Here is a 13,611-nt window from a genome sequence, read left to right as displayed (position 1 = left end):
CTGTTAACCCACTAACTGATCCAACTGCGATTTGAGTGCGTCGGGAATACTGAGTCCCGCTTGTAGTGCTTTCGTTTCGAGTGCGATGCGCCGCGCACCTGCCAGACGTACACCTTCGTCCAGCAGCATTTCGGCGATCACAGTTTCCATGCGTTCAAAGTAAGTGTCTGTGCCTGCAAGCGCGCCCGGGTCGATCAGGATGAAAGCCTGGCCGATTCGCGGCTGATTTCCTTCATCCACAAAAAACGATGATGCCTCAAAAGCAAACTGCGCGCCAATCACGGCTGTCACCAGCAGCTCAACCATCAATGCCAGCATGGAACCTTTGGGGCTGCTCACGGCACCCAGCGGCAGCATGGAGCCCTCCAGAGCCGCGTGTGCGTCCGTTGTGGGCCGGCCTTGCGTGTCCAGCGCCCAGCCCAGCGGAATGGATTTGCCTTCCTTGGCTGCAACCATCACTTTGCCGCGCGCAACTTCGCTCAGAGACAGGTCAATCAACAGTGGATCGGCGTTTCTGCGGGGAAACGCGGCAGCAATCGGGTTGGTTCCAAAGATCGGGTGCTTGCCGCCTGCCGCGGGCATGGCCGCCGGTGCGTTCGCAAAACCAAGGCCTACCAGGCCCGCATCGGTTGCGGGGCGCAGATGATCCACCAATACCCCGCAATGGTGGCTGTTGATCACGCCGACAAAACACACGCCCAGTTCCCGGGCGGTTGCAATCGCTGTGGAGATCGCCAGATCGCAGGCGGGGAAGGCCAGGCCCTGTTTTGCATCCACCAGCACTGCCGCACCTTTTTTGTGCGCCACGATGGCGACGGCATGGCCATCGGCCCGGCCGTTGCGAAGATGGGTGGCATATTGCGGCACGCGGCTCAAGCCATGCGAAGCGAGCCCTTGCGCTTCGGCGCGAACCAGTGCTCTCGCGGTGGTGACCGCCATGGCCTCTGCCGCGCCCGCCTTGCGCAGCGCCAGCGTGGCAAGACGTGTTGCTTCCTCAATAGACAGTTGGATCATTACTTCAGGCTCTCCAGCACCTTGTCAGCGATCATGAACGATACGCGTTCATTTGACTGCATGCTGAGACCTGAAATGTGTGGTGTAAGCAACAGATTGGGGCAGCCTTGCAACGCCGCACTCACGGGCAGAGGCTCGACGTCGAATACATCGATGGCCGCACCGCCCAGTTGCCCCGACCGCAGTGCCGCACTGACTGCCGCGATGTCCACGATGTGGCCCCGCGAGGTATTGATCAGAACTGCGCCTTTTTTCATCTGGCCAATGCGTGCCGCGCTGAACAGCCCGCGCGTCGCATCCACCAGGGGCACATGCAATGTGACGGCATCTGCGCTGCTGATGAGGTCGTCAAGGCCGGCGTACTGCACACCGGTCTGCGCGAAAACCGGGGCATCGGGTGCAAGCGCGGGGTCATAGGCAATCACGTGCATGCCCAGGCCACGTGCCAGGCGCGCGGTGGTCTGGCCTATGGAGCCAAAACCGATGATGCCCAACGTTTGTCCGGCAGCTTCACGGCCGTTGCTCAGCGCAGCGCGCGGCCACTGGCCGGCTGCCACGGCTTCGGTGGATGCAAACGCACCGCGCAGCAGCAGCATGGTACTGGCCACGACGTATTCCGCCACGCTGAGTGCATTGGCGCCCGAAGCGGGAATGACCTTGATGCCCCGGGCTTCGCAGGCCGGCACGTCAATGTTGTCCAGCCCCACGCCGAGCCGGCCCACCACCTTGCAGCGGGCCATCGCGGCGAGCAGCTCGCCACGCACCTGCGTCAGGTTGCGCACGATCAACACATCGGCTTCGCCCGCCTCGGCCCGCAGGCGGGTGGCGTCGCCCACCAGCTGCGGGTCATAGAGCACGTCGTGTGCCGCTTCAAGCTGCGCCACAGCGCGCTCGTCCATGAATTCACAGATGACAATGCGCGCCATGCTTGCCTTACCTCAAGCGGATTCGAACAGGCGCGTCAAGACGAACTCGCGGTGGCCCAGCGCTTCTGCGGCGGTCAGGCGGCCGTTGGCGGTGCGCAGCATGTTCTCCAGCAGCTTGTCGCCGGCCTGGTCGAGCGTGATCTCGCGCTGCAGCAGCCCGGAGGTGTCCACGTCGATGTGTTCGCTCATCAGGCGCACGGTGCGCGGGTTCGAGCAGATCTTGATCACGGGGACAATCGCATTGCCGATCACGTTGCCCTGGCCGGTGGGGAAGAAGTGCACGGCGTAACCCGAGGCGGCGCACAGGGTCACCATTTCGGCCGCAGCACTGGACGAGTCCATGAACCACAGGCCCGGGTGCGTGGGCATCTCGGCCTTGTCGATGACGCCGTCGACCGTGCAGACCTTGCCGATCTTCTGGATATTGCCCAGCGCTTTTTCCTCGATGGTCGTGAGGCCGCCGGCGATGTTGCCTTTGGTGGGCTGCGAGTCCGACAGGTCGCTGGTCTTGTGGCGGTTGATCATGTCCTGGTAGCGGTTGAACATGAACATGAACTGGTCGCGCACGGCATCGGTGGCACAACGGTCGGCGACGATTTTTTCACCGCCGGTGATCTCGGAGGTTTCACCGAAGCACAGGTAGTTGCCGAGCGGGTGCAGCTTGTCGAAGGCGTTGCCGACGGTGGGATTGGCGCCGCAGCCGGACGTGGTGTCGGACTCGCCGCACTTGGTGGAGACCCAGAGTTCGGAGATGCCGCAGATCTCGCGCTGTTTTTCACTGGCCCATTGCACATACTCACGCGCCGCTTTGGAGGCCTTCATGATGGTCTCATGGTCGCCGTGGCCTTCAATGCCGAAGCCCACCACCGGTTTGCCGGTTTTGGCGATGCCGTCCACCACTTTTTTGGTCCAGCTGTCTTCAATGCCGATCACCACGACGGCGGCGACATTGGGGTTGCAGCCGGCACCGATCAGGGTGCGAAAGTGCAGCTCCAGGTCGGCACCGAATTGCAGCCGCCCATAGGGGTGCGGAATCGCCATGCAGCCCTTGATGTTGTGGGCCACCGCCTCGGCGGCTGCATTGGAAAGATCGTCCAGCGGCAGGATGATGACGTGGTTGCGCACGCCAACGCGGCCGTTTTCGCGGCGGTAGCCCAGAAATGTGGTGTTTTTATCGATGACTGACATTGCTATGTTCCTAGATGAGTTGTTTGTTCCAGCAATCGACGTGGATCTGGCTTCGCCAGGCCACAGGCGATGCCCCCTCGGGGGGAGGCGGCCGCAGGCTGCTTCGGGGGGTTACCACCTCTTTGTTTTGATGTTATGGACATGGGCGTGCTGGCCGGCCTTGATGTTGGCAACAACCTTGCCCATGTCGATGCCGTACTTCAGCACGGTGTCGCCGACAGCCATGTCCTTGAGGGCCACTTTGTGCCCGATGGGAATGTCCTGCTGGGCCTGCACATTGATCATGCGGTCTTCGTCCATGATCCAGCCGGTCATGGCAGTTCCTGCCTTCACACCTTCCACCACCACAACGGCCACGGTGTCTTTGGCGTCATGCAATACAAAATGAATCATGGGGTCTCCGAATGGCCTGAGTTGAATCGAGTTGCCAGTTTTATGGGCCGGCAACCGCTTGTCAATTCACTCATATATATGACTTGTACGACTCGCCCGTTGGTGTTTCAATGGCGGCCGTGAATGTCAAAAACACATCGGCTCCATTGCGTCCGTTGATGAGCGAAGAGGCCATGCCGCTCTACCGCCAGGTGAAGCGCGAGCTGCAAAAACTCATCGAGGCCGGGCATTACGGCCCGGGTAAACCCTTGCCCAGCGAGGCGAATATTGCCGCGAGCCTGCAGGTGAGCATTGGCACCCTGCGTCATGCCGTTGACGAACTGGTACACGAGCATGTGCTGGTGCGCCGGCAGGGCAAGGGAACTTTTGTGGCGCCGCACAACAATGCCCGCTTCATGTTCCAGTTTTTTCACGTGGAGCCGCACTGGAACTTCGGTGACGACGATGCGGCGCGGGACCGCGACTACCCGGAAATTGACTGCATCGCTTTTGGGCGCGAGCGGGCCACGGAGCAGGAGGCCGCTGCATTGCGCATCAAGATGGGTGAGCCCGTGTTCAGGGCGGAAAACCGCCTCGCCCTGCAGGGCAGGGTGGTCATGCATGACCGGCTGACCATTGCGGCGGCGCTGTTCCGCAACCTCACCGAAAAACGTTTTGTCGAAAGGCCCGGCACGATCTATGCCCTGTACCAGACAGACTTCGGCATCACCGTGCTGCGGGCACAGGAACGTGCACGCGCCGCGGCGGCCGACCGGACCCAGGCGCGCCTGCTGGGGCTGGCGGTGGGCTCTCCGGTGATGGAGGTGCACCGGCTGGCCCTGACGTTCGGCGACAAGCCCGTGGAATACCGGGTCTCCACCATCAATACCCAGGCGCATGACTATGTCAGTGTGCTGTCCAAGAAAGCATGAACATGGACCTTGTTGTGGTGCTGGAGAAAGCCCGGCTCGCGGGCATGGAGGCTGCCGTCCGCATCCGGAAGGCGCATGTAGAACTGCAACCGGTGGATGTCCGCCAGAAGGCCCCCGGTGACTGGGTCACGCGCTTTGACCGCGAAGTGGAAGAGGGCTTGCGCAGCGCGCTGCTGAAGGTCTTGCCGCAGAGCGGCTTTGTCGGTGAAGAAAGCGGCGGCGAATTGACGGAGCAGCCCACCTGGCTGGTTGACCCGATTGATGGCACGGCAAACTTTGCCCGCGGCTACCCCCAGTACGCGGTATCGATTGCACTGTGTTTGGACCGGCAGCCGGTGCTGGGCGTGATCGTGGATCCGTCCCGCCACGAAATTTTTACTGCGGCATCGGGTCTGGGTGCATACCTGAATGGGGAGCGCCTGGCCTGTGCTGCCGCGCGCCCTGCTGCGCAATGCCTGGTTTCGACGGTGTTTCCCAAACCGGGTGCGCCTTTCATGGACGACTACCTGCGTGAATTTGGTGATGTACTGAGAACGTTTGGGCAGGTTCGGCGAAGCGGCTCCATGGCGCTGGAACTGGCTTATGTGGCGGCCGGGCGGGCCGATGCCTTCTGGGAACGCGGCATGGGCGCGTGGGACGCTGCGGCCGGGTTGGTGCTGCTGCGCGAGGCCGGCGCCACGATGCGATCCCTGGACGGCTTGCCCTTGCTGCAAAGCCGGATGCTGGTGGCGGGAAGCCCTACCGGTGCGGCGCTACTGGAAAAAGTTCTCACGCATTACCCCGGTGGTCCAAATCCTCCGTCCCATTCATCCAACAAGTCTGTCTGATATCCCATGATTTTTAAATGGCGCATGGCGCTGGCGTCCCACTTTCCAGGCGTGCTGGTGTGCATGGTGATTGCACTGGCCGCGACTTTCATCTCCGAGCACTATGGCGGCCCCCAACTGCTCTATGCCTTGCTGATCGGCCTGGCGTTCCACTTTCTCAACAGCCACCCCAAGGCGGCCAAGGGCATTGGTTTTTGCGGCCGCGTGGTGCTGCGCGTGGGGGTCGCGCTGCTGGGCGCCCGCATCACGTTTGCGCAAGTGGCCCAACTGGGCGCCGGAACCGCCGTGGTCATCGTGCTGGCGGTTGTATTGACGATTTTGCTGGGCGTGCTGCTGGCGCGCTGGCTGAAGTGTTCGCGTGATGAAGGCCTGCTGTCGGGCAGCGCGGTGGCCATCTGCGGTGCGTCGGCGGCGCTGGCCGTGTCTTCCGTGCTGCCCCAGACGAAAGAAAACGAACGCTTCACACTTCTGGCTGTTGTCGGTGTCACGGTGCTGTCAACGCTGGCGATGGTGGTCTACCCTTTCAGCCTGCAGGCCATCGGGCTCTTGCCGGGGCAGGCCGGTATTGTGCTGGGAGGCTCGATTCACGATGTCGCGCAGGTGGTGGCGGCCGGCATGATGCTCGGCCCGCAGGCGGGTGACACGGCCACCGTGGTCAAGCTGTTTCGCGTCATGATGCTGATGCCCATCGTGCTGTTCATTGCGGTGCTGTACCGCAACCATCCGGCCGTCAAGGTGCCGGAAACAGAGGTGCCGCTGGTGCCGGGCTTCCTGATTGCTTTTGTCGTGCTGGTCATGCTGGCCAGTGCAGGGCTGATCGCAGCACCCGTGGTTCAGCTGGCCAGTGATACATCGCGCTGGATGCTGGTAACGGCCATTGCCGCTGCGGGTGTGAAGACCAGTTTTGAAGACTTGCTCAAGCTGGGCTGGAAGCCCGTGGCGCTGCTGCTGGCGGAGACCGTTTTTATCGTGACCTTTGTGGTGATCTCGGTGCTGCTGCTAAAGCTCGGGGTGCCCTGAGCGGCAAGCGGCGAATCTGCTGGTTCAGCCCAGCAATGCCTGCGCGAACTCACGCGCATTAAAGGTTTCCAGGTCTTCCAGCTGCTCGCCCACGCCGATGAAATACACCGACACCGGGCGCAGCGCGGGTGAGGCCAGGGCACGTTCACGGGCCCACAGCGCAATCGCAGCCAGAACGCCGCCCTTGGCTGTGCCGTCCAGCTTGGTCACGATGAGACCGGTCAGCTGCAGCGTGTCATCGAAGGCCTTGACCTGGGCGAGGGCGTTTTGCCCGGTGTTGCCGTCAATGACCAGCAACACCTCGTGGGGTGCGGCGGCATCCGCCTTCTGCACTACGCGCTTGATCTTGCGCAGCTCTTCCATCAGGTGCAACTGCGTCGGCAGGCGGCCGGCCGTGTCGACCAGCACCACATCTTTGCCGCGCGCCTTGCCCGCGCTCACGGCGTCAAAACTCACGGCAGCCGGGTCGCCGCCTTCCTGGCTCACGATCTCGACCGTATTGCGGTCAGCCCAGACGCTGAGCTGTTCGCGCGCCGCGGCGCGAAAGGTGTCGGCCGCTGCCAGCAGCACCGAGGCGCCTTCGGTGGCCAGGTGCCGCGTGAGTTTGCCGATGGACGTGGTCTTTCCGGCACCGTTGACGCCGGTCACCATGATCACGGTGGGCTGGTACTGGCCGATCACCAGCGGCTGCTCCAGCGGCTTGAGCAGCTGCGCGATCGAGTCCACCAAGGCATTCTTGACGGCGACGGGGTGTGTCATGCCGCCTTCCTTGACGCGGCGTTTGACATCGGCCAGCAGGTGTTCGGTTGCCTTGCTGCCGGCGTCCGCCATCAATAACGCGGTCTCCAGGTCTTCATAAAGCGCATCGTCGATGCGGCTGCCGGTGAACACGGTCGATATGCTGGAGCCGGTCTTGCGCAGCCCGGCCTGCAGCTTGCCGAGCCAGCGCTCCCGCTCCGGGGCCACGGCGCCGGGAACCGGGATGGTGATCGGGGTGACCAGCGCACTGCCGATCAGGCCACTGCCCGCAGAGGCCGGCGAGGGTACGGGTGTCGCCGGTTCAGGGGCCGGTCCGGCCGGGACGGCTGCATCGGGCGCAGAAGACGCCGGTGCGGCAGGAGGGGGGGATTTTTTCTTGAAAAAACTGAACATTGGGTATGCTTGCGGAGTCCTAGTGGGCTGTTGCACCGTTGCGGGGCAACGTACAGCGCCACACAGCTATTCTATGAAACACCCCAGGCCAGCCCTTTTGACACCCCCAGTACCCCTATCTTCCATACTTCGCCCGTCGGCCGTGCGGCACCTGCCCGCGCTGGTGCTGGCACTGTGCCTGGGCACGGCCGCCCTTGCGCAGACGCCCGTGCCGGCCCCGGTGGAGCAGTTCACGCTGGCCAATGGCCTCACGGTCATCGTCAAGCCCGACCACCGCGCGCCCACCGTGGCCCACATGCTGTGGGTGCGCGTGGGCTCCATGGACGAGGTTGACGGCACGTCGGGCGTGGCCCATGTGCTGGAGCACATGATGTTCAAGGGAACGGCGAAGGTCAAGCCGGGTGAGTTTTCAAAACGCATAGCCGCCCTGGGCGGACGCGACAACGCGTTTACCGCCCGCGACAACACGGCCTACCACCAGCAAATTCCGGCCGGCAAGCTGGAGGACGTCATGCGCCTGGAGGCCGACCGCTTCACGGGTAACCAGTGGGCAGACGACGAGTTCAAGCGCGAGATCGAGGTCGTCAAGGAAGAGCGGCGCCTGCGCACCGAAGATTCGCCGCGCGCCATGCTGTATGAGCAGATGACTGCCATGACATTTACCGCCTCGCCTTACCGGCGCCCGGTGGTCGGCTGGATGAGCGACATTGCGGCCATGACGCCCGACGATGCGCGCGATTTTTACCGCCGCTGGTATGTGCCTGCCAATGCCGCCGTGGTCATTGCCGGTGATGTGGATGTCGCGCAGGTCAAAAAGCTGACCGAAAAATACTACGGCGGCATCCCCGCGCGCGCCGTCCCGGTGCGCAAGCCACGCGCTGAACCCCTGCAGGCCGGCGTGCGCCGTATGGACTTCAAGGCGCCGGCCAGCCAGGCCTATGTCAGCATGGTTTTCAAGGTGCCCAAGCTGGAGCCGGCAGACCTGGCCGCGCCGGCCGCCGGCGCCAGCCGCGACGCGCTGGCGCTGACGGTGCTGGCCGCCGTGCTGGACGGCTACACCGGCGCCCGGCTCGACCGCGCGCTGGTGCAGCAGTCCCGTGTGGCCGACAGCGCCGGTGCGTCCAATGGCCTGATGGGCCGGGGGCCGCAGGTTTTTTCGCTCGACGGCGTGCCCGCTGCCGGTAAAACCGCCCAGCAGGTGGCTGACGCGCTGCGCGAGCAGGTGGCCAAGGTGGCACGCGAGGGCGTGAGCGAGGCCGAGCTGAACCGCGTCAAGACGCAGTGGGTGGCCAGCGAGACCTACAAGCTCGACTCGGTCTTCAACCAGGCGCGCGAGCTCGGCTCGCACTGGGTGCAAGGCCTGCCGCTGGATGCCAGCGAACGCATCATTGCCGCCCTGCGTAGCATCACGGGCGCCGAGGTGCAGGCCGTGGCCGCGAAATATTTTGGTGACGACCAGATGACGATGGCAACGCTGTTGCCGCAGCCGCTGGACCCGAACCGCAAGCCGCGCCAGGGCACTGCGCCCGCCGGTGACCTGCAGCGTTGAACTGCCCTACTCATCCAGAATTGCTGACAACATCATGATTGCTATAAAAACAATAGCGGCTCGCGCAAGGTGTGTATGGGTTGCAGGCCTTTTTAGCTTGTTTTTTCACTCGCTGGCGCTGGCCGCACTGCCGATCCAGCACTGGACGCAACCCAATGGCGCCAAGGTTTACCTGGTCGAAAGCCCGGCGATTGCGATGCTGGACGTGCAGATCGATCTGGACGCCGGCAACCGGCGTGACCCTGCCGATAAGGCAGGCCTGGCCAGCATGATGGCCGGCCTGCTGGAAAAAGGGGTGCGTGCCAGCAATGGCTTGGGGCCTGAAGTTATTTGTGGAGGGCTGTGCGTTCCCGAGCCGGCGCTCGACGAAAACGCCCTCAGCGAAGCCTGGGCGGATCTGGGTGCGCAGTTCAATGCCGGCACCACGTCCGACCGCCTGAGCTTTTCACTGCGCACCCTGACCGACCCGGCGCTGCTGGACAAGGCCGCGGCGCTGGCTGCACGCGAGATCGCCGAGCCGGCTTTTCCCGAAGGTGTGTGGCAACGCGAGCGCGCACGCCTGCAGGCCTCGATCCGCGAGTCCTATACCCGCCCGGCCAGTGTTGCCGGCCGCGCCTACACACCGGCGATATACGGCACGCATCCCTATGGTTATGAAGTCACGGAAGAAAGCCTGGCGCGCATCAGCGTGGGCGACATGCGCGCCGCGCATACCACTGGCGTGACGGCTTGCCGCGCGCGCATCAGCATGGTGGGCGCCGTGACGCGCGCGCAGGCTGATGCCATCGCCGCAAAATTGCTCTCGCGCCTGCCGCAAACGGCTTGCGCCAGCCTGCCGCCATTGCCGGCAGTGGCCGAGGTCGCGCCGCTGGCCGCACCGGTTGAAAAACGCATCCCTTTCGCCTCGGCGCAGGCGCAGGTGCTGATCGGCCAGCCGGGTTACAAACGCTCGGACCCGGACTACTTTGCCCTGACGGTGGGCAATTACATCCTGGGCGGCGGTGGTTTTGTCTCGCGCCTGGCCAGTGAAGTGCGTGAAAAGCGCGGCCTGACATATGGCGTGTCGAGTTATTTCTCCCCCGCCCTGCATGCGGGCGCCTTCACCATCAGCATGCAGACCCGGCCTGACCAGGCTGCGCAGGCCGTGGACCTGGTGCGCAAAGTGGTGGCTGACTTTGTTGCCAACGGCCCGCTGGAGGCCGAACTCAAGGCGGCGAAGGACAACCTGGTCGGCGGCTTTGCCTTGCGCATCGACAGCAACCGCAAGCTCCTTGACAACGTGTCGAGCATTGCCTGGAACGACCTGCCCCTGAACTACCTCGATACCTGGACGCAGCAGGTCGACAAGGTCACGGTGGCCGATGTCAAGGCGGCTTTTGCACGCAAGCTGCAGCCCGAAAAAATGGTCACTGTTATCCTTGGCGCCGCACCATGAAGTACACGCCCGTTCCTACCCAAACTCCCGCCACCCCCAAGAACCCGCGCGCCAAAAGCGGCAAGGTTGTGGGCCGCAAAACCGTGCCGCCGGGTGAGATCCGCATCATCGGCGGCTTGTACAAACGCACCAAATTGCCGGTGCCCAGCAAGCCGGGCCTGCGTCCCACGCCCGATCGCGTGCGTGAAACCCTTTTCAACTGGCTGGGCCAGGACCTGACGGGCTGGCGCTGTATCGACGTGTTTGCCGGCACCGGCGCGCTGGGCTTTGAGGCCGCGTCGCGCGGCGCGGCCGACGTGCTGCTGTGCGAGCAGGATCCGGCGCTGGCGCAACAGCTCAAGACGGTGCAGGCCAGGCTCAAGGCCGACATGTGCCGCATCGAGCGTGGCGACGGGCTGAGCGCCTTGAAACGCGTTGCGCCGGGCAGCCTGCAACTGGTGCTGCTTGATCCGCCTTTTGAGTCCACCCTGTACGAATCCACGCTCAAGGCCGCAGCGCAGGCCATCGGCCCGACCGGCGTGGTTTATCTGGAGGCGCCCAAACCCTGGACGGATGAGGAACTGCTGCCGCTGGGTTTGCAGGTGCACCGCAGTGGCAAGGCCGGCGCCGTGCATTTCCACCTGCTGGCTGCTCTGGGTACGCCAGCGGGCTGAATCGCCGGCCAGGCCTTGCCTGTCTCGTGGTTACAGGGCGGCAATTGGCGGGTAAAAGGGTGGGGCGGGCATAATTCCTCCTATGGCCACCTCCCGCACCGCTGTTTATTCCGGCACGTTTGACCCGTTCACGCTGGGCCATGACGACGTGGTGCGCCGCGCTGCCGGGCTCTTTGACCAGGTCGTCATCGCGGTGGCGACGGCCCATCACAAGAAAACCCTGTTCACGCTGAACGAGCGCGTGGCGCAGGTGCAGGCCGCCACTCAAGGTATCGCCGGCGTCAAGGTGCTGCCGTTTGACGGCCTGATCATGGATTTTTGCGCAGCGCAAAAGGCTTCAGCCGTGGTGCGCGGAATCCGCAATATCACCGACTTTGACTACGAAGCGCAAATGGCGGCCATGAACCGCAAACTGCGCCCCGAGGTGGAAACCGTGTTTCTGCTGCCCGACGCACCGCTGCAATGCATCAGCAGCACGCTGGTGCGCGAGATCAGCAAGCTGGGCGGCGATGTCGGCCAGATGGTGAGCCCGGCCGTGGCAACTGCCCTGGCGGCGGCGCACCAGGCGGCCAAAGCAGGTAAGGGGAACTGACATGGCCCTGATGATCACTGATGAGTGCATCAACTGCGACGTGTGCGAACCCGAATGCCCCAACCAGGCGATTTACCTGGGCAAGGAGATCTACGAGATCGATCCGCACAAATGCACCGAATGCGTGGGCCATTTCGACGAGCCCCAGTGCGTGCAGGTCTGCCCCGTCGCCTGCATTCCCATCAACCCGCAGCACATTGAAACGCGGGAAACCCTGTTTGAAAAATACCAGCGGCTGCAAACCATTATTCCGGTGGTCACGGCTCGCTAATTGACCTGGTTGGAGGGTTTGTGGCCTGACATGGCCTTGGAAGCGCCGATTTAGCGCACAAATAGCGGTGCAGTCCAACAGGATCCTGCGCGAGCAGCTATAAAAATCATAGCGTCAAACTTGCGCGCGGCAGACCCGGAACGGTAGACTCTTAATCTTCAATATCCACTTTGCGCGGCGGTTTCGGCCGCGGTGGCGTGCTGGTGTGGATCATCATCGTGGCTTTTTCCATCTCGCCCTTGAGCAGTTCAGGCACGGCCTTGATGCAGCGGGCAATGCAGTCTTCAATCGCCACGCGGTGCTCCTGTGAAGGTTTTTTCAGCACCCAGTTGACCACCTCGGCCTTCACGCCCGGATGGCCCACACCGATGCGCAAGCGCCAATAGTCGGCCGTGCCCAGTTGCGCATGGATATCGCGCAGGCCGTTGTGGCCGGCGTGGCTGCCGCTGAACTTGAGCTTGACCTGGCCGGGCACGATGTCCATCTCGTCGTGCGCCACCAACACCTCTTCAGGCGCGACCTTGAAGAAGCGCGCCAGGGCCGCCACGGATTTGCCCGAGACATTCATGAAGGTCAGCGGCTTGAGCAGCCAGACGTTCTGGCCGTTGAGGGTGATGCGCGCCACCTGGCCGTGGTAGCTCTTGTCCAGGCTTAGCGGGGCTTTCAGCTCTTGCGAGAGAGCATCAATAAACCAGAAACCGGCGTTGTGGCGGGTGGCTTCGTATTCGGGGCCGGGGTTTCCCAGGCCGACAAACAATTTGATCATTTGGAGATTTCCATCTGTCCAATTTTAGGGTGCGTGGCCTTGTGTCTTTGCAAGCGGGCGGTTCTGATTGAAGCGCTAACCAAGAAAAACGGCCCTTGTCCTGCAAGAGGACAAGGGCCGTGAGCCTTTTCAGGCCTGTGCGGGAAGCGAATTACTTCTTGGCGGCAGGCTTGGCAGCGTCGGCCTTGGCGCCGGCTTTGGCTTCCTTGGCGGCAGCAGCTTTAGCGGCTTTCGGATCCACCGGTGCGGCTGCTGCAGCGGCTGCTGCGGCATCGGCCTCGGCTTCTTCGGAAACGGCAGACACCGACACCAGAACCGGGTTGTCCTGGCCCTTGGCCACGAACTTCACGCCCTTTGGCAGGGTGATGTCCTTGATGTGCAGCGGCGAGCCCTTCTTCAGGCCCTTCAGGTCGACGGCGATGAATTCGGGGATGTCTGCAGGGAAGCAGGACACGGTCAACTCGGTGATCACGTGGTTGACCAGGCAGTTTTCGGTCTTGACGGCTGGAGACTCTTCTTCACCGCTGTAGTGCACGGGCACTTTCACGGTCATCTTGGTCTTGGCTTCCACGCGCTGGAAGTCGATGTGCAGGATCTGCTGTTTGTACGGGTGCATTTGCAGGTCACGCAGCAGAACCTTGTGTTCTTTGCCTGCCAGTTCCATCTGGAGGATGGAAGCATGGAACGCTTCTTTCTTGATGGCGTGGAACAACGCGTTGTGATCGAGCTCGATCAGCGTGGGTTCACCGGTGCCACCGTAAACAATACCGGGCGTACGGCCGGTGATGCGGAGACGGCGGCTCGCACCCGTGCCCTGCTTTGCGCGCTCAAAAGCGACGAATTTCATAATCAACTCCAATAAAGAACGGACCGCGACCAGTCTCGTTCTGGTTTAAAAAGCTGCTTTTGCCTCA

Annotated in this window: 15 protein-coding genes; 8 read left to right on the top strand and 7 right to left on the bottom strand. The window is 62.9% G+C overall.

The genetic code is table 11. From position 1 onward, the window contains the following. Positions 1–3: 3 nt before the first annotated feature. The 4 genes from AC1DZE_RS02475 to AC1DZE_RS02460 all read right to left on the bottom strand — a co-directional run bounded on the left by AC1DZE_RS02475 (position 4) and on the right by AC1DZE_RS02460 (position 3,521). The gene (locus AC1DZE_RS02475; RefSeq protein WP_477699747.1) at positions 4–1,014 is read right to left on the bottom strand and encodes an Ldh family oxidoreductase; all 1,011 of its coding nucleotides are present in this window, start codon (positions 1,012–1,014) and stop codon (positions 4–6) included. After that, positions 1,014–1,940 (bottom strand): hydroxyacid dehydrogenase, encoded by a 927-nt coding sequence (locus AC1DZE_RS02470; protein WP_477671944.1) that lies wholly within the window; start codon positions 1,938–1,940, stop codon positions 1,014–1,016. Before AC1DZE_RS02470 ends, AC1DZE_RS02475 begins: the two co-directional genes overlap by 1 nt. Positions 1,941–1,952: 12 nt before the next feature. Beyond that, positions 1,953–3,128: a UxaA family hydrolase gene (locus AC1DZE_RS02465; protein WP_477668293.1), complete on the bottom strand. Its 1,176-nt coding sequence runs from the start codon at positions 3,126–3,128 to the stop codon at positions 1,953–1,955. A 111-nt stretch (positions 3,129–3,239) separates the two neighbouring features. Continuing rightward, complete coding sequence (locus tag AC1DZE_RS02460) at positions 3,240–3,521, bottom strand: UxaA family hydrolase (protein WP_007862870.1); 282 nt, start codon at positions 3,519–3,521, stop codon at positions 3,240–3,242. Between the two features lie 158 nt (positions 3,522–3,679). Here AC1DZE_RS02460 and AC1DZE_RS02455 point away from each other — a divergent pair, with 158 nt between their 5' ends. The 3 genes from AC1DZE_RS02455 to AC1DZE_RS02445 are packed head-to-tail and all read left to right on the top strand — an operon-like array spanning position 3,680 to position 6,279. Further along, a complete protein-coding gene (locus AC1DZE_RS02455) occupies positions 3,680–4,432 on the top strand; it encodes a GntR family transcriptional regulator (RefSeq protein ID WP_477668292.1) in 753 nt (250 codons plus the stop codon). Further along, a complete protein-coding gene (locus AC1DZE_RS02450) occupies positions 4,429–5,259 on the top strand; it encodes an inositol monophosphatase family protein (protein ID WP_477699746.1) in 831 nt (276 codons plus the stop codon). The genes AC1DZE_RS02455 and AC1DZE_RS02450 overlap by 4 nt, the downstream gene beginning before the upstream one ends. A gap of 6 nt (positions 5,260–5,265) precedes the next feature. Then, positions 5,266–6,279, top strand: a complete 1,014-nt coding sequence (locus AC1DZE_RS02445) for a YeiH family protein (protein WP_477671947.1) — start codon at positions 5,266–5,268, stop codon at positions 6,277–6,279. A gap of 24 nt (positions 6,280–6,303) precedes the next feature. Here the strand turns inward: AC1DZE_RS02445 and ftsY are convergent, their stop codons facing one another. Further along, positions 6,304–7,431: a signal recognition particle-docking protein FtsY gene (ftsY, locus tag AC1DZE_RS02440; protein ID WP_477671948.1), complete on the bottom strand. Its 1,128-nt coding sequence runs from the start codon at positions 7,429–7,431 to the stop codon at positions 6,304–6,306. A gap of 73 nt (positions 7,432–7,504) precedes the next feature. On the opposite strand from ftsY, the gene AC1DZE_RS02435 reads away from it, so the two are divergent. The 5 genes from AC1DZE_RS02435 to AC1DZE_RS02415 all read left to right on the top strand — a co-directional run bounded on the left by AC1DZE_RS02435 (position 7,505) and on the right by AC1DZE_RS02415 (position 11,931). Beyond that, positions 7,505–8,980, top strand: coding sequence for a M16 family metallopeptidase (locus AC1DZE_RS02435; protein WP_477668288.1), 1,476 nt, complete (start codon positions 7,505–7,507; stop codon positions 8,978–8,980). Between the two features lie 34 nt (positions 8,981–9,014). Beyond that, entirely contained in the window at positions 9,015–10,415 is a 1,401-nt protein-coding gene (locus tag AC1DZE_RS02430; RefSeq protein WP_477699745.1) for a M16 family metallopeptidase, read from the top strand. Continuing rightward, on the top strand, positions 10,412–11,068 hold the full coding sequence (gene rsmD, locus AC1DZE_RS02425) for a 16S rRNA (guanine(966)-N(2))-methyltransferase RsmD (protein ID WP_477668286.1): 657 nt from the start codon (positions 10,412–10,414) through the stop codon (positions 11,066–11,068). Before AC1DZE_RS02430 ends, rsmD begins: the two co-directional genes overlap by 4 nt. 82 nt (positions 11,069–11,150) lie before the next feature. Beyond that, positions 11,151–11,660, top strand: coding sequence for a pantetheine-phosphate adenylyltransferase (gene coaD, locus AC1DZE_RS02420; protein WP_477668285.1), 510 nt, complete (start codon positions 11,151–11,153; stop codon positions 11,658–11,660). Between the two features lies 1 nt (position 11,661). Further along, positions 11,662–11,931, top strand: coding sequence for a YfhL family 4Fe-4S dicluster ferredoxin (locus AC1DZE_RS02415; protein WP_457282197.1), 270 nt, complete (start codon positions 11,662–11,664; stop codon positions 11,929–11,931). Positions 11,932–12,082: 151 nt separating this feature from the next. Here AC1DZE_RS02415 and pth read toward each other — a convergent pair whose 3' ends face one another. Next, positions 12,083–12,697, bottom strand: a complete 615-nt coding sequence (gene pth / locus AC1DZE_RS02410) for an aminoacyl-tRNA hydrolase (RefSeq protein ID WP_477668284.1) — start codon at positions 12,695–12,697, stop codon at positions 12,083–12,085. Between the two features lie 151 nt (positions 12,698–12,848). After that, on the bottom strand, positions 12,849–13,544 hold the full coding sequence (locus AC1DZE_RS02405) for a 50S ribosomal protein L25/general stress protein Ctc (protein ID WP_477668283.1): 696 nt from the start codon (positions 13,542–13,544) through the stop codon (positions 12,849–12,851). Positions 13,545–13,611 lie beyond the last annotated feature (67 nt).

Source organism: Polaromonas sp. P1_F1, assembly GCF_056405795.1.
The sequence above is the reverse complement of the archived record's forward strand: the minus strand, read 5'-3'. Positions and strand labels throughout refer to the sequence as shown.

Bases quoted from the DNA above. Each gene is read 5' to 3' on its own strand.
- AC1DZE_RS02405 (WP_477668283.1), bottom strand. From the start codon at position 13,544: ATGAAATTCGTCGCTTTTGAGCGCGCAAAGCAGGGCACGGGTGCGAGC.
- pth (WP_477668284.1), bottom strand. From the start codon at position 12,697: ATGATCAAATTGTTTGTCGGCCTGGGAAACCCCGGCCCCGAATACGAA.
- coaD (WP_477668285.1), top strand. From the start codon at position 11,151: ATGGCCACCTCCCGCACCGCTGTTTATTCCGGCACGTTTGACCCGTTC.
- AC1DZE_RS02465 (WP_477668293.1), bottom strand. From the start codon at position 3,128: ATGTCAGTCATCGATAAAAACACCACATTTCTGGGCTACCGCCGCGAA.
- AC1DZE_RS02445 (WP_477671947.1), top strand. From the start codon at position 5,266: ATGATTTTTAAATGGCGCATGGCGCTGGCGTCCCACTTTCCAGGCGTG.
- AC1DZE_RS02435 (WP_477668288.1), top strand. From the start codon at position 7,505: ATGAAACACCCCAGGCCAGCCCTTTTGACACCCCCAGTACCCCTATCT.
- ftsY (WP_477671948.1), bottom strand. From the start codon at position 7,431: ATGTTCAGTTTTTTCAAGAAAAAATCCCCCCCTCCTGCCGCACCGGCG.
- AC1DZE_RS02460 (WP_007862870.1), bottom strand. From the start codon at position 3,521: ATGATTCATTTTGTATTGCATGACGCCAAAGACACCGTGGCCGTTGTG.
- AC1DZE_RS02475 (WP_477699747.1), bottom strand. From the start codon at position 1,014: ATGATCCAACTGTCTATTGAGGAAGCAACACGTCTTGCCACGCTGGCG.
- AC1DZE_RS02455 (WP_477668292.1), top strand. From the start codon at position 3,680: ATGAGCGAAGAGGCCATGCCGCTCTACCGCCAGGTGAAGCGCGAGCTG.
- AC1DZE_RS02415 (WP_457282197.1), top strand. From the start codon at position 11,662: ATGGCCCTGATGATCACTGATGAGTGCATCAACTGCGACGTGTGCGAA.
- AC1DZE_RS02430 (WP_477699745.1), top strand. From the start codon at position 9,015: ATGATTGCTATAAAAACAATAGCGGCTCGCGCAAGGTGTGTATGGGTT.
- rsmD (WP_477668286.1), top strand. From the start codon at position 10,412: ATGAAGTACACGCCCGTTCCTACCCAAACTCCCGCCACCCCCAAGAAC.
- AC1DZE_RS02470 (WP_477671944.1), bottom strand. From the start codon at position 1,940: ATGGCGCGCATTGTCATCTGTGAATTCATGGACGAGCGCGCTGTGGCG.
- AC1DZE_RS02450 (WP_477699746.1), top strand. From the start codon at position 4,429: ATGAACATGGACCTTGTTGTGGTGCTGGAGAAAGCCCGGCTCGCGGGC.